16 protein-coding genes are annotated in these 17,515 nt (G+C 62.4%); 9 read left to right on the forward strand and 7 right to left on the reverse strand.

From position 1 onward, the window contains the following. Nucleotides 1-52: 52 nt before the first annotated feature. Nucleotides 53-478 (forward strand): HIT family protein, encoded by a 426-nt coding sequence (locus tag P0D80_RS13910; protein WP_106284957.1) that lies wholly within the window; start codon nt 53-55, stop codon nt 476-478. 442 nt (nt 479-920) lie between these two features. Here the strand turns inward: P0D80_RS13910 and P0D80_RS13915 are convergent, their stop codons facing one another. Beyond that, complete coding sequence (locus P0D80_RS13915; RefSeq protein ID WP_408284577.1) at nt 921-1,373, reverse strand: hypothetical protein; 453 nt, start codon at nt 1,371-1,373, stop codon at nt 921-923. Nucleotides 1,374-1,383: 10 nt separating this feature from the next. Here P0D80_RS13915 and speG point away from each other — a divergent pair, with 10 nt between their 5' ends. Further along, nucleotides 1,384-1,926, forward strand: coding sequence for a spermidine N1-acetyltransferase (gene speG, locus P0D80_RS13920; RefSeq protein WP_012434867.1), 543 nt, complete (start codon nt 1,384-1,386; stop codon nt 1,924-1,926). Nucleotides 1,927-2,381: 455 nt separating this feature from the next. Continuing rightward, nucleotides 2,382-2,720: a surface attachment protein Sap1 gene (gene sap1, locus P0D80_RS13925; protein ID WP_132376475.1), complete on the forward strand. Its 339-nt coding sequence runs from the start codon at nt 2,382-2,384 to the stop codon at nt 2,718-2,720. 264 nt (nt 2,721-2,984) lie between these two features. Here the strand turns inward: sap1 and P0D80_RS13930 are convergent, their stop codons facing one another. The 5 genes from P0D80_RS13930 to P0D80_RS13950 form a co-directional block, all read right to left on the reverse strand. Next, on the reverse strand, nt 2,985-4,718 hold the full coding sequence (locus tag P0D80_RS13930; protein WP_408284579.1) for an IlvD/Edd family dehydratase: 1,734 nt from the start codon (nt 4,716-4,718) through the stop codon (nt 2,985-2,987). A gap of 39 nt (nt 4,719-4,757) precedes the next feature. Further along, complete coding sequence (araH, locus tag P0D80_RS13935; RefSeq protein ID WP_408284581.1) at nt 4,758-5,762, reverse strand: L-arabinose ABC transporter permease AraH; 1,005 nt, start codon at nt 5,760-5,762, stop codon at nt 4,758-4,760. A 70-nt stretch (nt 5,763-5,832) separates the two neighbouring features. Then, nucleotides 5,833-7,380 (reverse strand): L-arabinose ABC transporter ATP-binding protein AraG, encoded by a 1,548-nt coding sequence (gene araG / locus P0D80_RS13940; RefSeq protein ID WP_408284584.1) that lies wholly within the window; start codon nt 7,378-7,380, stop codon nt 5,833-5,835. Between the two features lie 85 nt (nt 7,381-7,465). Next, nucleotides 7,466-8,470, reverse strand: coding sequence for an arabinose ABC transporter substrate-binding protein (locus P0D80_RS13945; RefSeq protein ID WP_408284587.1), 1,005 nt, complete (start codon nt 8,468-8,470; stop codon nt 7,466-7,468). Between the two features lie 126 nt (nt 8,471-8,596). After that, a complete protein-coding gene (locus P0D80_RS13950) occupies nt 8,597-10,045 on the reverse strand; it encodes an aldehyde dehydrogenase family protein (protein WP_408284590.1) in 1,449 nt (482 codons plus the stop codon). A gap of 247 nt (nt 10,046-10,292) precedes the next feature. Between P0D80_RS13950 and P0D80_RS13955 the strand changes: the two genes are divergently transcribed. Then, a complete protein-coding gene (locus P0D80_RS13955; protein WP_408284593.1) occupies nt 10,293-11,270 on the forward strand; it encodes a LysR family transcriptional regulator in 978 nt (325 codons plus the stop codon). Nucleotides 11,271-11,412: 142 nt separating this feature from the next. Beyond that, nucleotides 11,413-11,967 carry a YaeQ family protein gene (locus P0D80_RS13960; protein ID WP_132376481.1) on the forward strand — a complete coding sequence of 185 codons (555 nt, stop codon included), beginning with the start codon at nt 11,413-11,415 and terminating at the stop codon, nt 11,965-11,967. A gap of 19 nt (nt 11,968-11,986) precedes the next feature. Here the strand turns inward: P0D80_RS13960 and P0D80_RS13965 are convergent, their stop codons facing one another. Then, nucleotides 11,987-12,412, reverse strand: coding sequence for a VOC family protein (locus P0D80_RS13965; protein ID WP_408284595.1), 426 nt, complete (start codon nt 12,410-12,412; stop codon nt 11,987-11,989). Nucleotides 12,413-12,807: 395 nt separating this feature from the next. Here P0D80_RS13965 and ada point away from each other — a divergent pair, with 395 nt between their 5' ends. From ada to P0D80_RS13985, 4 genes are all read left to right on the forward strand, one after another. Next, nucleotides 12,808-13,986 carry a bifunctional DNA-binding transcriptional regulator/O6-methylguanine-DNA methyltransferase Ada gene (gene ada, locus P0D80_RS13970; RefSeq protein WP_408284597.1) on the forward strand — a complete coding sequence of 393 codons (1,179 nt, stop codon included), beginning with the start codon at nt 12,808-12,810 and terminating at the stop codon, nt 13,984-13,986. After that, a complete protein-coding gene (locus P0D80_RS13975; protein ID WP_408284599.1) occupies nt 13,983-14,900 on the forward strand; it encodes a DNA-3-methyladenine glycosylase family protein in 918 nt (305 codons plus the stop codon). Before ada ends, P0D80_RS13975 begins: the two co-directional genes overlap by 4 nt. 267 nt (nt 14,901-15,167) lie before the next feature. Continuing rightward, nucleotides 15,168-16,784 (forward strand): glutamate--cysteine ligase, encoded by a 1,617-nt coding sequence (gene gshA / locus P0D80_RS13980; protein ID WP_408284601.1) that lies wholly within the window; start codon nt 15,168-15,170, stop codon nt 16,782-16,784. A gap of 213 nt (nt 16,785-16,997) precedes the next feature. Then, a complete protein-coding gene (locus P0D80_RS13985) occupies nt 16,998-17,498 on the forward strand; it encodes a hypothetical protein (RefSeq protein WP_408284603.1) in 501 nt (166 codons plus the stop codon). Nucleotides 17,499-17,515 lie beyond the last annotated feature (17 nt).

Raw genomic sequence — 17,515 nt, forward strand, 5'->3', positions numbered from 1 at the left:
TATCGGCAACAGCGCTTTACCCGATATGACCATCCACCATGAGAGGAACGCGATGAACTACGACGACAGCAATCCCTTCGCAAGGATTCTGCGTGGCGAACTACCCTGCATCAAGGTGGCCGAAACCGATGCCGCCCTCGCCTTCATGGACCTCATGCCGCAAGCCGACGGCCATCTGCTGGTGGTGCCGAAGGAAGCCGCCGCGGAGATTTTTGAATTGTCGGATGCTTCGACGGTGGCGTGCATGCGCATGACACAGAAGCTCGCGATTGCGGTGCGCGCCGCATTGCGGCCGGATGGCGTGTTCATTGGACAATTCAATGGCGCCGCTGCGGGACAAACGGTGCCGCATGTGCACTTTCACGTGATCCCGCGCTGGGAAGGCCAGCCGCTGCGCATGCATGCGCGCGATGTTGCCGACGCGGACACGCTCGAAGCGCTCGCCAAACGCATTCGCTCGCATTGGCGCGCCGACTGAGGCGGCGCGCGGCGCGGTTCTGCGCGCCGTCATGCGCCGTAATATGTGTAAAAGCCGCTGAAACCAGCGGTGCGTGCCGCGCGGCTAGACTGGTACTTGCCTTGTACCCACAAGGCATTGAGTGTGGATCTCTTTTGGCCTGCCCGAAACGGCAGGCTTTTTTATTGGCGCGCTTTCGCGTTGCCTGACCGCTGCGCTTACGGCGCGCGTTAAAAAACCCGCACGCGGCGGGTTTCATTTCCTAGCGATGGTACGGTGTCGGCCGTGATGCGGCGGCGGACGACGACGATGGTGATGCGGCGTTGGCACACGGCGGCAACGCTTTTAGCAGACGACCACCAAACCCCCTTGCACACGAATCCCCTGCTCAATCGGCCGCCATGTTGGTCGATTCGTGCAGTGCAGCACGCAGGAGAGGCAATCCGCTGGCGAACGCAACGTGTCACAGACGATGCCGCGAGCGGCGCAGCGGATGCCGCCAGTCGATGCGACGCGGTTTCACGGGCATCGGACGCATGTCGTGCAGGTGCCGGTGTTCCTGCCACAATTCGTCGGAGAAAAGAAATGCGACGATCAGCAGCGGAATGACCAGAAAGACGCCCAATATCAAGTTCTCGATCACGGTGGCCTCCGATTGCAGGAGCATGATTTCATTGTAGAGCACCGCGCGTACCCGTACCGTGCCGCGCGCCTCACAATCGCCACGATCGAGCCGAACACAGGCCTGCGACAACGCGACGCCCTTTACTCGCCGGACCCGCCTGCCGCCTGGTTTATCGCAAGAAGGCGCCGTGCGGGCGCGAGAGCTTGCAAGAACTCCCAGCACCGCGCCCTGACTAACTGGAAAGCGCGTGAGCCTGCATCGAACGCGCGCATCCAAACCAATAATTCTCAAGGGGAATCCAATGACGACCGAACGCAGCAGCGAACTCACCCTGCGCCCGCTCGAGCGCACCGATCTGCGCTTCGTCCATGAAGTGAACAACAACGCGAAAATCATGCGTTACTGGTTCGAGGAGCCGTACGAAACCTTCTCGGAACTGACCCAGCTTTACGACCAGCACGTGCACGACCTGCGCGAGCGGCGCTTCGTGGCCATCGACAACGAGGGGCAGACCGTCGGCGTGGTCGAACTGATCGAGCTGGACTATATCCATCGACGGGGCGAGTTTCAGATCATCATCGCGCCGCATGCGCAAGGCCGCGGCTACGCAACCCTCGCCACGCAGCTCGCGACGGACTATGCGTTTTCAGTGCTGAACCTTCGCAAGGTCTATCTGATCGTCGACAAGTCGAATACCGCGGCGATCCACGTCTACGAAAAGTGCGGCTTCAGGCATGAGGCCGAGCTGATTGAGGAATTTTTCGGCAATGGCAGCTATCACAACGCCTTGCGTATGTGCATGTTCCAGTCCGAGTTCTTCGAGGCCAATCGACGCGTCGATTGACCCCCGCGAATGCGCATAGGACTGCCGTTTGGCAGACCCTGTGTGCAGCGCTCCTCACACCTGGCACCATTTATCTTCTGCAAACACACCGTTATTTCGTGATTTCGGTTTAGTCGGTTGAATGACTTTGTGTGCAATGCACCAAGTACGTCGATTAAATGTAGCAAATCACTTAATTGTCGCCTCTCGTTTACGCGAACACGCGCCGCAAACCTTTACTAGTTAAAGCGGCGTGCCCTGCCCGTCTTTTAGTTATCCGTTTCAATCATGACTAATTAACCCATGGCTCAAGGATTAAGCAGGTGCGATGGACGGTGCGACAATTCGCCGCTGTTGCGACCGCACACAAGATGTGCTTGTCGTTCTCTCGCATTCTCCTAAAGTGCAAGATGCGGGTTCAATCTTAAAGTTAAATACATAGCTAACCTGAGTATCCACCCGCACCGGAGGAAAATATGAAAATGCGAGTCGCCCTTGTTTTCGCCATTGCGGGATTGGCTGCCGCCACTGTTCAGGCGCAAGACGTCATGATCAAGCCGCAGCAAACCATCCAGTTCAAGGCTAATGCCTATGGTTGCCTGTCGAAGGATAAACTCGACGCCGCCGACCAGCATGCGCAAGCCGGTGAACAGCAAAAGATGCAGGAATTCTTCTCCGGATATCAATGCGTTTCGACACCGGAAAACTCGAGTTTCCGCGTCGTCCGCGTGGTCGGTCACGACGTCGAATTCGTGAATTCGGGTAATAGCGATACGCAAGGCCTCTGGGCAAACGATCGATTCATCAAGCAATAAGCTGAAACCTGACATTCCGGCGAAAACGCCGGAATGTGATTTTGCGCGCCTGTGCGTCCGTCCTCCGACTTAATAAGTCGGAGGCGGTGAACCTGTGAGTTAAAAAATCGGCTGGGCATGAAAATGCTTGGCCGTTTTTATTTGCGCACGTTAGCGTCGCTTTGAAACAGACAGAAAAAAGCCGATGCGGATTGTCTGAATCCGCATCGGCAGTACGCCTTCTCGCAAAGCGCAGGGAACAACAGTTAGCTCACTACGAGCCGATCAATGCGAATCGCGCGGTACCGGAGCGCCGCTCGATCCGACGAGGAAGTCGAGATCAGCGCCCTGATCCGCCTGCAGCACATGTTCGACGTAGAGCTTGTAGTAGCCGCGTTTGGGCGCTTCGGGCGCCTGCCATGCGGCGCGCCGGCGCGCGAGTTCTTCGTCGGTGACGTCGAGATGCAGGCGGCGTGCTTCGACATCGAGTTCGATCATGTCGCCGGTCTGCACGAACGCGAGCGGCCCGCCCGCTGCCGCTTCCGGCGACACGTGCAACACGACCGCGCCGTACGCCGTGCCGCTCATGCGGCCGTCGGAAATGCGCACCATGTCCGTAATGCCCTTTTGCAGCACTTTTTTCGGCAGCGGCATATTGCCGACTTCCGCAAAACCGGGATAACCCTTCGGCCCCGCGCCTTTGAGCACCATGATGCAATGCTCGTCGATGTCGAGCGACTCGTCGTCGATCTTCGCGTGCAGTTCCTCGATGTTCTCGAACACTACCGCTCGACCGCGATGCTTGAGCAACGCCGCGGTGGCCGCCGACGGCTTGATCACTGCGCCATTCGGCGCCAGGTTGCCCTTGAGCACCGCGATGCCGGCCTTCGGCTTGAACGGTTCGGCGAACGTCGTGATGACTTTCTCGTCGTGATTCGGTGCGCTGCGCACGTTGTCCCAGATCGTCTTGCCGTTCACGGTCAGCGCTTCACGATGCAGCAGGCCTTGCTCGCCGAGTTGCTTCAACACCGCCGGCAAACCACCCGCGTAGTAAAAGTCCTCCATCAGATATTCGCCCGACGGTTGCAGGTTCACCAGACACGGCACATTCGAACCCAGTTCCCAATCTTCTAGCGACAACTCCACGCCAATCCGCTTGGCCAGCGCGATCAGATGAACGACCGCATTGGTCGACCCACCGATCGCCGCATTCGTGCGGATCGCGTTTTCGAATGCCTGGCGCGTCAGGATCTTGTCCATCGTCAGATCCTCGCGAACCATGTCGACGATGCGCCGGCCCGCGAGATGCGCGAGCACCTGGCGGCGCGCATCGACCGCGGGAATCGCCGCGTTATGCGGCAAGCCCATGCCGAGCGATTCGACCATCGACGCCATCGTCGACGCCGTGCCCATCGTCATGCAGTGACCGCGCGAGCGGTTCATGCACGACTCGGCTTCGGTGAATTCTTCCTGCGTCATCGTGCCGGCGCGCACTTCCTCGGACATCTGCCAGACACCCGTGCCGGAGCCGATGTTCTTGCCGCGAAACCGGCCATTGAGCATCGGTCCACCGGAAACGGCCAGCGCCGGCAGATTGCACGACGCCGCGCCCATCAGCAGCGCGGGCGTGGTCTTGTCGCAACCCACAAGCAGAATCACGCCGTCCATCGGATTGCCGCGAATCGACTCTTCGACGTCCATGGAGGCAAGGTTGCGAAACAGCATCGCCGTAGGCCGCAGATTGGTCTCGCCCAACGACATCACCGGAAACTCGAGCGGCAAGCCGCCCGCTTCATGCACGCCTTTTTTCACGTACTCCGCGAGTTCGCGAAAGTGCGCGTTGCACGGCGTCAATTCTGACCACGTATTGCAGATGCCGATCACCGGACGTCCGTCGAACTCATCGTGCGGAATACCCTGGTTTTTCATCCACGAGCGATGCAGAAAACCGTCGCGGTCCTTGAGGCCGAACCACGCCTGGCTGCGCAGCGGCTTTTTAGTCTGATTCGAATCAGCCATGAAATCTCCTGTTGGCAAACATGGGGCGGGGGGCGCGCGTCAGTGCACGCGTTTGCTGCGGCGGAACTGATCGAACAGCACCGCCAGCAGCAGGATCCCGCCGCGAATGAGGTATTGGTAGAAGGTCGGCACGTTCAGCAGGCTCATGGCGTCCTGCACCGAGCCCATGATCAGCACGCCGACCAGCACGCCCGAAATCGTCGCGACGCCGCCCGTGAGCGAGACGCCGCCGAGCACGCACGCTGAAATCACACCGAGTTCGAGGCCGACAGAGGTCTTCGGATCACCCAGGCTCATACGCGACGCAAGCATCACGCCGGCAAACCCAGTGACGAGGCCCTGCAATACGAACACTGTGATCTTGATGCGCGTCACCGGCAAGCCGGCCAGCAACGCCGCCTCGCTATTGCCGCCGACGGCCAGCACGTTCTTGCCGAACACCGTTCTCTTCAGCAAAAATCCGAACAGCACGAAGCCGACGATGTTGCTCCAGATCGGATACGAAATGCCGAGGAACGCGCCGCCGCCGAGGTCGAAGAAACGCTCTTCGGAGATCATCACGGCATCGCCGTTCGAGGTGATGTAGGCGAGGCCGCGCACGACTTCCATCATGGCAAGCGTGACGATCAGCGAGTTGATCTTGTAGCGCGCGACCAGCACGCCGTTGACGAGTCCGACCGCGCCACCCGCGAGCACGCCAGCCGCGACGCCGAGCATCACGCTATGCGTCGCAGTGATCAGCGTGGACGCCACCACACCCGCGAACGCGACGATCGACGCCACCGACAAATCCACTTCGCCGAGCGCGAGAACGAACATCATCGTCACCGAGATCGAACCGATCAGCGTGACGGAGAGCAGCAAGCCCTGGATGTTTCGCGAGCTTAAAAAATCCGGCACGGTGAACGACAAAACCGCGAACAGAATCACGAACACCATCACGATGCCGGACTTGTTGATCAGGTCCCAGGTACGCGCGGCACGCGCGCTCAGGCCCGCTGAGGCGACGGCTGGGGTCGAGGAATCGGTTGAGGGTGTATGCATGGTTTGTATTCCGTTTCAATGGCGCGATTCGATTCAATTGCCTTCGTGGTGTCGAGGATGTGCGGCGGCGTCAGCGGGGCAGGGCGAGCTTGATCAGCGCATCCGGCGTGGCCTGCGCCTTGGGCAGATCGCCGACGATGCGGCCTTCCTTCATCACGATCACGCGATCCGCCACGCCGATCACTTCGGCCAGATCGCTCGACACGACGATCACCGTGCGGCCCGCTTCGGCGAGCCCATACAGCAGCCCATAAATCTCGCTGCGCGCGCCGACGTCGATGCCGCGCGTGGGTTCGTCCATCAGGAACACGTCGATGTCTTCGGCAAGCCAGCGCGACAGAATCACCTTCTGCTGATTGCCGCCGGAGAGTGTGCCGATCGGCGTTTCGCCGTTGCGCGTCTTGATCGCGAGCTTGCCGATGAACTCTTTGGCGGTCTGCGCTTCCTTGCGGCCGTTGAGCACGTTGAAGCGGCTGAAATGGCGGCGGCAACTGATGTTGAGGTTGTCCGATACGGAGGCGATCGAGACGATGCCTTCCTGCTTGCGATCTTCGGGACACAGCGCCACGCCCGCGCGCACGGCGTCGCGCGGTGTGGCAAAGTGCACGCGCTTGCCTTTGAGGGTGATCTCGCCGGCAACCGGTTTTACCGCGCCGTAGATGAGCTTCATCAACTCGGAGCGACCCGCGCCGACGAGTCCAAAGAAGCCGACGATTTCGCCTTTGCGCGCCGCGAATGAAGCCGGTTCGCGCAGACCGCGCCCCATCAATTCCTTGACGTCGAGTTGCACGTCGCCGAGATCGCGCGAGCGATAGCCGTACACGTCGGCGATCGAACGGCCCACCATGCAACTGATCAAGCGATCGCGATCGAGTCCTTCACCTGCTTCGAACGTATCGATGCGGCGGCCGTCGCGAAACACGGTCACGCGATCGCACAGCTCGTAGACTTCATCCATTCGATGCGTGACGTAGATGATCGCGCGACCCTCGGCCTTCAACGCGCGAATGATCCGGAACAGTTGCGTCGTCTCACGCGACGACAGTGAGCTGGTCGGTTCGTCAAACGCGATCACGCGCGCATCGCGCATCAGCGCCTTGCCGATTTCGATCATTTGCCGCTGGCCGATCGAAAGATTCTTCACTTGCTGCGACGGATCGATCTTTTCGCCGAGCCGTTCCAGCTCGCGCACGGCGCGCGCTACCAGCGCTTTTTCGTCCAGTATGCCGAAACGATTCGGCAGGGCGCCGAGCATCAGGTTTTCCGCGACCGTCAGTTCCGGCACCAGATGCAATTCCTGATAGATGATCGCCACGCCGGCGGCGATCGCTGCCTTCGTCGTGGTGAACTGCTGTTCGACGCCATCGAGCGACAAGGTGCCCGCCGCGGGTTGATTCACGCCGGACAACACCTTGAGCAGCGTCGATTTGCCGGCGCCGTTTTCGCCCATCAAGCCGTGCACTTCACCGCGCCGCACTTCGAGCGAGACCTGATTGAGCGCGAGCACGCCGGGAAAGCGCACGGTGATGCCGTCGAGCCGCAGATACGGCTCGGTGGACGCGAGCGCAGGCGAGGGCGCCGCTTCGGCGGTGTGGGGCTCGGTGTGTGAAGACGTCATCGAAAAACCTCAAGCTGGTGAACAACCTGTGCGGACCGCTCCCGCGTGAGCGAGAGACGGCCCGCAACGTGCAAACTCGAATCGCTTAAATACCGAGTTCTTTACGCACGTCCTGCCAGTTGCCGCGCACCATCAGCTTGCCGGTGGTCTGCGTATCGGCGGGCGGCTGCTTGCCGTCCTTGATCCACTCGACGAGGTTCTCCGTGCTTTCCTTGCCGTGCATCGTCGAGCTCACGGCGATCGTGCCGTAGAAGCCCGTCGGTTCTTTCTTCTGGAATTCGGCGAACGCTTCGCCCGCGCCGTTGATGCCGACACCGATCACGTCCGCGGCCGGAATATGCAATTGCTCGGTCGCGCGCACGCCGCCCAGCACGCTTTCCTCGTTGAGCGCGAAGATCACCCATTTCTTGACGTTCGGATGCTGCGCGAGTACCGGCGACGACGCGTTGAAGCCTCCTTCGTCATCCGTCGTCTTTTGCGGGGCGTCGAAGATGTTTTCCTTCTTGAAGCCGCCGGCAATGAGCGATTGCGTCGCGCCATCGGTGCGCAGTTTCGCGGTCGGCAATTCGTAGTTCGTAATGCGCAGCGCGCCGACTTCTTCCGGCTTCCAGCCGCGGCGTTTCATCTCTTCAGCGATCGCGGCGCCGACCTGATTGCCAATCTTGAACGCGGACATGCCCAGATGCGGCACGTTCGGCAGCGGCTTGCCGGTGGAGTCGACCAGTTGATCGTCAACGGTGACGAACTTCATGTTGTAGCGCTTCGCCCGCGCCTGGATCGCCGGTCCGAGACGCACGTCCGGCGCGCAGATCACGAAGCCTTTGGCACCTTGTGCGCCGAGGTTGTCGATCGCGGCCAGCACTTTTTCACCGTCCGGCGTACCGATGTTCACCACCGCAAAGCCGTCCTTCTGGCCGAGCGCGCTCGCGGCTTTCTGTTCGTTGATGAACCATGCCTGTTCCGGCATCTTCACGAGGAAGCCGACTTTGAGCGGCGCGTCCGCGTGCGCGGAGAGTTGCGCGGCAAAGGGCGCGGCGAGGGCGGCGGCCGCCATCGCGGATAGCGTCAAACGGCGAAGCTTGCTGGTCATATCTGTCTCCTGAAGTTGAAAGGCTGCATTGATTTCGTTTAATTGCAGCGGGTGATGCACGGCGGCGTCAGCCGGGACGCGGATGAGCGTTAAGGTGCGCGGTGAAGTGAAGCGATCTCATCACCATCAGCCCGCCACGTACGCCGTTTTCACGGCGGTCCAGAAGGCGGCATCCGTGGCGCCGTAGGCCGACGCCTTACGGCCGCCGCCGGGCGCGTGATGCTCGACGGCAGTGGTCGGCAGATTGATCGTGACGAGACCGCTGTGCACATGACGGCGAAAATGCCGCGCGCGATTGAGCGAGCGCGTGCAGATGCCGGCGCACAGACCGTATGCGGTGTCGTTCGCGAGATGCAGCGCGTGGTCGTAGTCGTCTGCGCGCAGCACGACGGCGAGCGGGCCGAAGATTTCCTCCCGCGCGACACGATGTTCGGATTCGCCGATGAAGAGCGCCGGTTCGAAAAAGTAGCCGTGCGTCGCGCGCTCCAGTTGCCGGCCGCCGTGCAGCAATTGCGCGCCTTCCTGTTGACCGATGCGCACGTAGTCGAGATTGCGCTCCAACTGCGCGGCGTTGGCCACGGGACCCAGGTCCGTGCCGTGCTTCAAGGCGTGATCGATAGAAAGTTTGACGAGCTTCGCCTGCAATGCGTCCACGAACGGTTCGAACACCGCGCGTTCGACGATCAGCCGCGCAGCCGCGGTGCTGCGTTGGCCCGTCGAGCCATAGGCGCCGATCAAGGCGGCCTCGACGGCGCCGTCGAGATCGGCGTCGGCCAAAACCACGAACGGATTCTTGCCGCCCATCTCTAGCTGCACTCGCGCCTGGCGGGCGGCAGCGGCTTGCAGCACGCGTGTGCCGGTTTCCGCCGAGCCGGTGAAGCTGATCGCCGCCGTCAGCGGATGCGCGACGATCCGCGCGCCGACTTGCCGGCCGCTGCCCATCACGAGATTGAACACGCCCGCGGGCAAACCGGCGCGGCTGATGATCGAGGCCAGCGCCGCCGCGCAAGCCGGCACCGATTCGGCCGGCTTGAACACGACGCAGTTGCCGTGAGCGAGCGCGGCGCCGATCTTCGCCGCGGCAATCGCCAGCGGCGCGCTCCACGGCGCGATGATGCCGACCACGCCGAGCGGTTCGCGCGTCACGTCGATCTCGACGCCGGCGCGCGCCGACGCGACGGGTTCGGCGAAGGCCTGCAAGGCTTCGGCCGCGCAAAGCTTGAATATCTGCCCAGCACGCGTCGCTTCAGTTAAGGCCTCGGGCAACGTGTTGCCGACTTCACGCGCCAGCAGCCGGCCGAGTTCGTCACGGCGCGCGAGTATCTCGCTGCCGATGGCGTCGAGTGCATCCGCGCGACGCTGCGCCGAACCCAGCGACCATTCGCGGAAGGCCGCGTGCGCCGCTTCGATGGCCATGTCCGTCTGCCGCACGTCGGCTCGCACATATTCGCCGACCGGGTCGTCCAGGTCCGACGGATTGAGCGAGACGCCCGTGGTCGCGCCCGTCTCCCATCCGCCATTGATGTAGTGGCGGAACGGACTTGCAACGAGTGGGACGAGCGGATCGCGGTTCATCGACGGAAAGGCGCCACGTGGGGAAGCTCAGAAAGTCCACGAATGGTATGAGCCGCCCCAATAACTTTCCAATCCCTTTTTAGGCTATCCCGATATCAATTTCGATATGGCATGATGAGGCCTTGCCTTGGCAGAGTGCGCGGTTCGTGGCTTCGAGCCGTCTTATCAGCAAGCATCTTTGCGTGGGACCAGAGTAAGGCGCTAAAGCGCCCACTCTGTTCGACAGAAAACAGGTGGGAGACAAGCCATGACGCGTAGCTACTCGAACTGGTTCGTGCGGGCGCGGCTCAAGACGCGGCAGTTGCTGCTGCTCGCAGCGATGGAAGAGGAGGGCAACGTCCGGCGGGCCGCTGACGTGCTCGGCATGACCCAGCCCGCCGCGTCGCGTCTGCTCAAAGAGCTCGAGGAAATGCTGGAAGTGAGCCTGTTCGACCGCACGCCGCACGGCATGCACGCCACGTTGTATGGCGAGGTCATGATCCGTCATGCGCGCATGGTGCTGTCGAATCTGAGTCATGCACACGACGAGATTTCGGCGTTGCGCGCCGGCCTGGCGGGGCAGGTGCGGATCGGCGTGATCGCGGCGGCCGCGGCGACCATGGTGCCGCGCGCGATCGCCAGCGTGAAAGAACGCTATCCGCAACTGCAAATCTGGGCAGAGGTCGAAACCTCCGACGTGATGCTGCCGCGGCTGGCGGAAGGCGAGTTGGACATCATGATCGGCCGCGTGTTGGAGCGGCAAAACCAGTTCAAGACCGAAGTCCGCTACGAACCGCTCGCCGACGAACCGCTGTGCGTGGTGGCGCGTCCCGGCCATCATCTCGAAAATGAGACGGGTTTGACATTGCGTGCAATCGTCAACGCCAGCTGGGTTTTGCATCCGCCGGGCAGCGTTTTGCGCCATCGCTTCGATCTGATGTTTTCGCAAATCGGGCTGAATCCGCCGCAAAACGTGGTCAATACCAACAATTTTCTGGCGATTTCGAGCTTGCTGCTCCAAAGCGACATGTTGGCGGTTTTACCCGACGAAGTGGCGCGTCAATACCAACAGTATGGCGTTCTGAAGCGATTACCGATCGATTTGCCGTGCAGGATGGATACATTCGGTATCATCACGCGCCAGTCGCACCTGCTTTCGCCGGCGGCCTCGGTCGTGCTCGAAGCCTTGCGGGAAGCCGCTGGCGAGGTCTACGGCACCGCTTCCGAACCGCCAGTGGCGCGATAAATGCTTCTCCCGTGGTCATGACAGCCGGCTGGCGGCGCGGGAGGAACAGAAGATGTACAACAAACACGGAAAACGGCAACGCGCCGTCGACGATTCTTTTTCAGTTCGCTCCGGTGGAGCGAGCGCTTGGTTTAGCAACGGCATGGCTCTCAAATCGACGATTTACAAGGCGGAACTGCAGATCGCCAACATGGACCGGCACTACTACGCCGACCATTCGCTGACGATCGCCCGCCATCCCTCGGAAACCGACGAACGGATGATGGTCCGCGTCGCCGCGTTCGCGCTGTTCGCGCAGGAACGCCTTGAATTCTGCAAAGGTTTGTCGGACGTGGACGAACCGGACCTCTGGCAAAAGGATCTGACCGGCGCGATCGAAACGTGGATCGAAGTCGGCCAGCCGGATGAACGGCGCATCGCCAAGGCGAGCGGTCGCTCGAACGAGGTGATCGTGATCGCCTACGGCGGCCGCACGTCGGATATCTGGTGGCAGGGCGTGCGCAACAAGGTGGAACGCATGCGCAACGTGACGGTGTGGACGCTCGGCGAAGACGTCGCCACCGCCCTCGGCTCGCTGGCCGAACGGACCATGCGGCTGCAATGCACCGTACAGGACGGCGAAGCATGGCTCGGTAGCGCCGAAGCCGATGCGGTGAAAATCGAATGGACGGTGTTGAAGGCGCCCGCCAACGCCTGACGCCTGCCGCTTCAAACGCTTAGAGCGACGTCACGCGAGCCGCTTCCGGTGGCCCCTTGAGTTCGACCATGTTGCCTTCTGGGTCGAACAGATACAGCGACTGTCCGTAGCCGTCCGCGCCGTAGCGCAGACCGAGTTCACCCAGCCGCGCGCCGTGTTCGGCCAGATGCGCCCTGAGCGCTTCAGCGTCGAACGGATCGATGCGCAAACACACGTGATCCATATTCCGCCCCGTGCCCGGCGCGCCGTTTTCGGCATGGTCGAGCCGGCCGCCGACCTGCAACAGGTCGATCAACGAGCGCCCCGCGCGCAACTGTGTCAGGCCCAGATCGCGCTGCTCTTTCTCGATGCTGCAGCCGAGCACGTCGCAGTAGAAACGCGCCATGGCCTCGACGTTGGTCGCCCGAATGACAACGTGATCGATCTCGCGAATATGGATTTTCATGTGGAATGCCCCTTGGCTCGCTTGCAGAACGGGTGAAATGCCAGTGTAGAAGAAAGGGCGGCGCTGCGAGTGCGGCGTCGTGAAACCGGTCTTGAGGGACGGATCAGACATGTATGGACGAAAAAAAGCCCGCTCTATGTGGAGCGGGCTGAATCCATATCAGGAGGAGACATGGAGGAGACAAGTACTAATATACACATGCACCTGGTGCGACGCAATAACTTTTTAAGGGAAAACCCGATATCGTGCCAAATTGTCGCAGTTTTCCTCAAAACGGATGCCTGGCGGGGCTTCGAGCCTACGAAGAAGCGCAATGACAGAGCAAGAACCGGGGCGTAGTGTGTCGGCATGCGGCCTACATTGGTGAGCATCGACACCGTCTCTTCGGGACCATCATGAACCGCAAACCTACCGATACCGCCTCCGGCGCCACCAACTGGACTTCCGACGATGCGCGCTGGGAAGCCGTCACGCATCGCGAATCGCAAGCCGACGGCGCGTTCTTCTACGGCGTCAAGACGACCGGCGTGTTCTGCCGCCCGTCGTGCGCCTCGCGCCTGCCGCGCCGCGAGAACGTCGCTTTTTTCACCGATGCCGCCGCCGCGCGCGCCGCGGGCTTTCGCGATTGCAAGCGCTGCCAGCCCGGCGGCCTGCCGCGCGAGCTGGAAATCGTCAATCGTGCGTGTGCCGCGCTGGACGCCGACCCGCAAGAGCGCCTCACGCTCGCGCAATTGAGTGACGCCGTGCACGTCAGCCCGTTCCATCTGCAACGGCTGTTCAAGCGGGTGGTGGGTGTGTCGCCGCGCCAATATCAGGCCGCGCAACGGGGCGCCGCGTTGCGCGACGCGCTCCAGAGCGGCTCGGACGTCACCCGTGCTACGCTCGACGCCGGCTTCGGCTCGCCGTCGCGCATGTACGACAGCGCCTCGGCCGAACTCGGCATGGCGCCGTCCGCGTATCGCCGCAAGGGCGCCGGACTCACCGTGCGCTATGCCAGCGCGCCGACGCCGCTCGGCTACGTGCTGGTCGCGGCGACGGAGAAGGGCATCTGCAAGATCGGTTTCGGCGACGACAAAGCCATGCTCGCCGACGACCTGCGCGGCGAATTCGCCAACGCCGACCTGTTGGAAGATACCGAACACCTGGCGCCGTTTATCGCGCAGATCGACGCCTATCTGCGCGGCACCCGTCAGGACTTCGATCTACCGCTGGATATCGCCGCGACGGCATTCCGGCAGCGTGTGTGGGAAGCGTTACGGCGCATCCCGTACGGCGAGACGCGCAGCTATTCGGAGATCGCCGAAACAGTCGGCTCACCGCGCGCCGTACGCGCAGTGGCCAGCGCGTGCGCGACCAACCCGGTCGCGCTGGCGATTCCCTGTCATCGAGTGGTGGCCAAGGGCGGAGCGCTGGCAGGCTATCGTTGGGGTTTGCCGCGCAAAGCCGCGCTGCTGGACAACGAGGCGCAACACGCCGGCGACTTTTCGCGCGTCAAAGGCGAACGCAACCAGCGCGCCCATGCAGACGTCGGCAACGACACCGAAACCACCACCAAACTGGACCACGCCGCGTGAGTACGCTTGACGAAGTTGCTACCCTTGAATTGCCGTTCAAACCACCCTTCGACTGGCCGCGCCTGCTGCGTTTCTTCGGCGGACGCGCGACGCCCGGCGTCGAAGCGGTGGAAGACGGCGCGTACCGTCGCGCGATCGATTGGGCCGGCGACAGCGGCACGCTGAGCGTGCGTCTGCATCCGCGCAAGCGCTGCCTCGTCGCCAGCATCGAAGGGCCCGTGAGCATTCACGCCGACGCGCTCGCCGCGCCGATTGCCAAGATGTTCGATCTGCACGCCGATCCAAAGAAGATCGGCGCCGAACTCGCCACGGACCCGTGGCTCGCGCCGCTGGTCGAAGCCGTGCCCGGCTTGCGTGTGCCGGGCGCGTGGTCGGGCTTCGAGTTGGTGGTCCGCGCGATCGTCGGGCAGCAGGTCAGCGTGAAGGCGGCGACCACTATCATCGGCAGACTCGTGCAGCGCGCCGGGGAGCGCATCGAGGGGCATCCGCATGAGAACACCGCTTGGCGCTTTCCGACGCCCGCCGCGTTGGCCGCCGTGGATCTCGCGCAAATCGGCATGCCGGGTAAACGTGTAGCGGCGTTGCAGGGCTTCGCGCGCGCGGTCGCTAGCGGCGACGTGCCGCTCGACAGCAACACGGCCGACGCCGACAGCCTGCGCGCCGCGCTGCTCGCGCTGCCCGGCATCGGTCCGTGGACCGTCGAGTATGTCGCCATGCGCGCGTGGCGCGACGCCGACGCGTGGCCCGCATGGGATCTCGTGCTGATGCAGTCGATCTGCGCGCGCGATCCGTCGCTCGTGCGGCCCGCGCAGCAACGCACCCGCACCGACACATGGCGGCCGTGGCGCGCGTACGCCGCGATGCACCTGTGGAATGAAGTAGCGGACCGCGTCGGCGCCGCGCGTGGAGGCTGAAGGCAGGCGCCTCCTGGGAAGAAAAGCGTTTCGCGCGCGAGCCGCGTGACGGGCAGAATGATGTGGCGCGCGGCCGACGAATTGGCGCAAAAGGCAGGCGGATTGGCCCAGGAAAGAGGCGGCCCGGAGTGCTCCGATGAGCCGCCGAGGCGGCCTCAAGCAGCCGTTCTGGCGAGATGTTAAAGTGCCCGCTACTGAAAATTCCGCCGAACGTTGTCAACCGCAGTGCTGCGGCACATGGCGGCCGACAACGCCCGACTCGCATCAATGCCAAACACGACACCTTCCCGCACGACCGACGCGTTCTCGCACCGCCTGTCCGTGCTGACCTCAGGCCCGCAGCGCGACGCGCTGATACGCGGCCTGCGCGGCATCGAAAAGGAAAGCCTGCGCGTGACGCACGAGGGCAAGCTCGCCTTGACGCCGCATCCGCGCGCACTCGGTTCGGCGCTTACGCATCCATCGCTCACCACGGATTATTCCGAAGCACTACTCGAACTGATCACGCCAGCTGAGCAAGACGTCGCGCTCACGCTCGAGAAGCTCGACACGCTCCACCGTTTTGTCTACGCGGAACTCGGCGACGAGATCCTGTGGAACAACTCCATGCCGGGCCTGCTGCCCGACACGGACGACGGCATTCCGATCGCGAACTACGGCAGCTCGAACATCGGCAAGCTGAAGTACGTGTACCGCATCGGCCTCGCGCTTCGGTACGGCCGTACGATGCAGTGCATCGCGGGCATCCACTACAACTATTCGCTGAACGAAGAAGTGTGGCGGTTGCTTCATGCGGACCAGCAATCCACCGCGAATGCCGTCGACTTCCAGTCCGATCGCTATCTCGCGCTGATCCGCAATTTCCGCCGCACGAACTGGCTGCTGATGTATCTGTTCGGCGCATCGCCGGCGCTGGATCGTCGTTTCCTCCGCGATCGCAAACACACGCTCGACACGTTCGACGCCGACACGCTCTATCGTCCGTACGCGACCAGTCTGCGCATGAGCGACCTCGGCTATTCGAACACCACCGCGCAAGCCGCGCTGCACGCCGACTACGACACGCTGCCGGGCTACCTCGACGCGCTTGCGAAGGCCGTGAGCCAGCCGTATCCCGCGTACGAGGCAATCGGCACGCAGCGCGACGGCGAGTGGGTGCAGATCAACACGAACGTGCTGCAGATCGAAAACGAGTTCTATTCGACGATCCGTCCGAAGCGCGTCACGTATCCGGGCGAGCGTCCGCTGCACGCGCTGGCCGCGCGCGGCGTGCAATACGTGGAAGTGCGTTGCATGGACATCGATCCGTTCGAGCCGACTGGTATTTCGCTCGAGACGTCGCGCTTTCTCGACGCCTACCTGCTGGTCTGCGCGCTCGACGACAGCGCGCCGTTGCCGCCTGACGCTTACGCCGAAGCCAACCAGAATTTCGGCCGCGTCACGATGGAAGGACGCAAGCCGGGCCTCGAACTGACACGCGACGGCCGTCCGGTTGCGATGACGGAATGGGCGAACGAACTGCTCGTCAAGATCGACGCGGCTGCGGCTACGCTCGACGCATTGCATGGCGGCGACGCGCATGCACGCGCCGTCGCGGTTCAACGCACGAAGCTGGCGGATGCATCGCTGACGCCGTCGGCGCGCGTGCTGCAGACCATGCGCGAAAAACAGCAGAGTTTCCTCGCCTTCGGCCTCGAGCAAAGCGAAGCGCACGCCGCGTACTTCCGCACGCGTCCGCTGGATGCGGAGCAGACCAAGGCATTCACCGATCTCGCCACGCAATCGCTCGCCGAGCAGGCCAAACTCGAACAGGAAGAAGTCGGTTCGTTCGACGCGTTCGTCGCGGCGTATCGGGCGTACACGTTGAACCGGTTTAGCGTCTGAATAACGCTTGCGGGCAAGGTGATGAAAGAGCGGCCAGCATGGCCGCTTTTTTTATTTCGCGCCGGTAACGTCTACGCAATGTGCGACCGACTCGCGATCGCTATCGGCAAATTCTGCGCGCGTTCTGACGATTCTCTGATCCAGATGAAACACCGTACCGACGCCACGGTCCAAACTTACATGACGCGCACCACAGAGGGAGGATTCAACGTGATGAAAAAAAATCTGTTGGCCATGCTGTGCGTAGCGGCGGCTGGATGTTCGACGCAAGGGCAGGTCGATCCGGACGTCATGCAGATCGCGACCACGCCGTTGACGTGTTCGAACAAGTCGCAATGCGATGTCTGGTGGCAACGGGCGCAAGCGTGGGTGGCGGGCCATTCGACGTATAAGATCGATGCCTCGACCGACACGTTGATCCAGACAGTCGGCCCGGATGGCGGCAAGCGCGCGTTGGCGTATCAGATCACGCGCGCCGCGAATCCGGACGGCACGGCAACGATCGGTTTTGCCGCGCATTGCGACGGCTCGATGGGCTGCAAGCCGAACCCATGGGAAGCCGGCGCCGACTTCAAACAATACGTGCGAGGCACTGCGCCCGGCACGCCGCAAAGCGGCGCGAAACCCCCGCAAGCCGCGCCCACGACCCCGCATCCAGATGCCATGCAGGGTCAATCGATCCCGGCGACGAATGGCGAAGCCGTCACGCAATAACGGCTGAAGACGCGCGC

Source organism: Paraburkholderia sp. RL17-373-BIF-A (genome assembly GCF_046030175.1).
In the GTDB taxonomy this organism is placed as follows: Bacteria; Pseudomonadota; Gammaproteobacteria; order Burkholderiales; family Burkholderiaceae; genus Paraburkholderia.

What these genes read in the sequence shown, in the direction of transcription:
- P0D80_RS13910 (WP_106284957.1), top strand. Translation starts at nt 53, where the DNA reads ATGAACTACGACGACAGCAATCCCTTCGCAAGGATTCTGCGTGGCGAA.
- speG (WP_012434867.1), top strand. Translation starts at nt 1,384, where the DNA reads ATGACGACCGAACGCAGCAGCGAACTCACCCTGCGCCCGCTCGAGCGC.
- sap1 (WP_132376475.1), top strand. Translation starts at nt 2,382, where the DNA reads ATGAAAATGCGAGTCGCCCTTGTTTTCGCCATTGCGGGATTGGCTGCC.
- P0D80_RS13930 (WP_408284579.1), bottom strand. Translation starts at nt 4,718, where the DNA reads ATGGCTGATTCGAATCAGACTAAAAAGCCGCTGCGCAGCCAGGCGTGG.
- araH (WP_408284581.1), bottom strand. Translation starts at nt 5,762, where the DNA reads ATGCATACACCCTCAACCGATTCCTCGACCCCAGCCGTCGCCTCAGCG.
- araG (WP_408284584.1), bottom strand. Translation starts at nt 7,380, where the DNA reads ATGACGTCTTCACACACCGAGCCCCACACCGCCGAAGCGGCGCCCTCG.
- P0D80_RS13945 (WP_408284587.1), bottom strand. Translation starts at nt 8,470, where the DNA reads ATGACCAGCAAGCTTCGCCGTTTGACGCTATCCGCGATGGCGGCCGCC.
- P0D80_RS13950 (WP_408284590.1), bottom strand. Translation starts at nt 10,045, where the DNA reads ATGAACCGCGATCCGCTCGTCCCACTCGTTGCAAGTCCGTTCCGCCAC.
- P0D80_RS13955 (WP_408284593.1), top strand. Translation starts at nt 10,293, where the DNA reads ATGACGCGTAGCTACTCGAACTGGTTCGTGCGGGCGCGGCTCAAGACG.
- P0D80_RS13960 (WP_132376481.1), top strand. Translation starts at nt 11,413, where the DNA reads ATGGCTCTCAAATCGACGATTTACAAGGCGGAACTGCAGATCGCCAAC.
- P0D80_RS13965 (WP_408284595.1), bottom strand. Translation starts at nt 12,412, where the DNA reads ATGAAAATCCATATTCGCGAGATCGATCACGTTGTCATTCGGGCGACC.
- ada (WP_408284597.1), top strand. Translation starts at nt 12,808, where the DNA reads ATGAACCGCAAACCTACCGATACCGCCTCCGGCGCCACCAACTGGACT.
- gshA (WP_408284601.1), top strand. Translation starts at nt 15,168, where the DNA reads ATGCCAAACACGACACCTTCCCGCACGACCGACGCGTTCTCGCACCGC.
- P0D80_RS13985 (WP_408284603.1), top strand. Translation starts at nt 16,998, where the DNA reads ATGAAAAAAAATCTGTTGGCCATGCTGTGCGTAGCGGCGGCTGGATGT.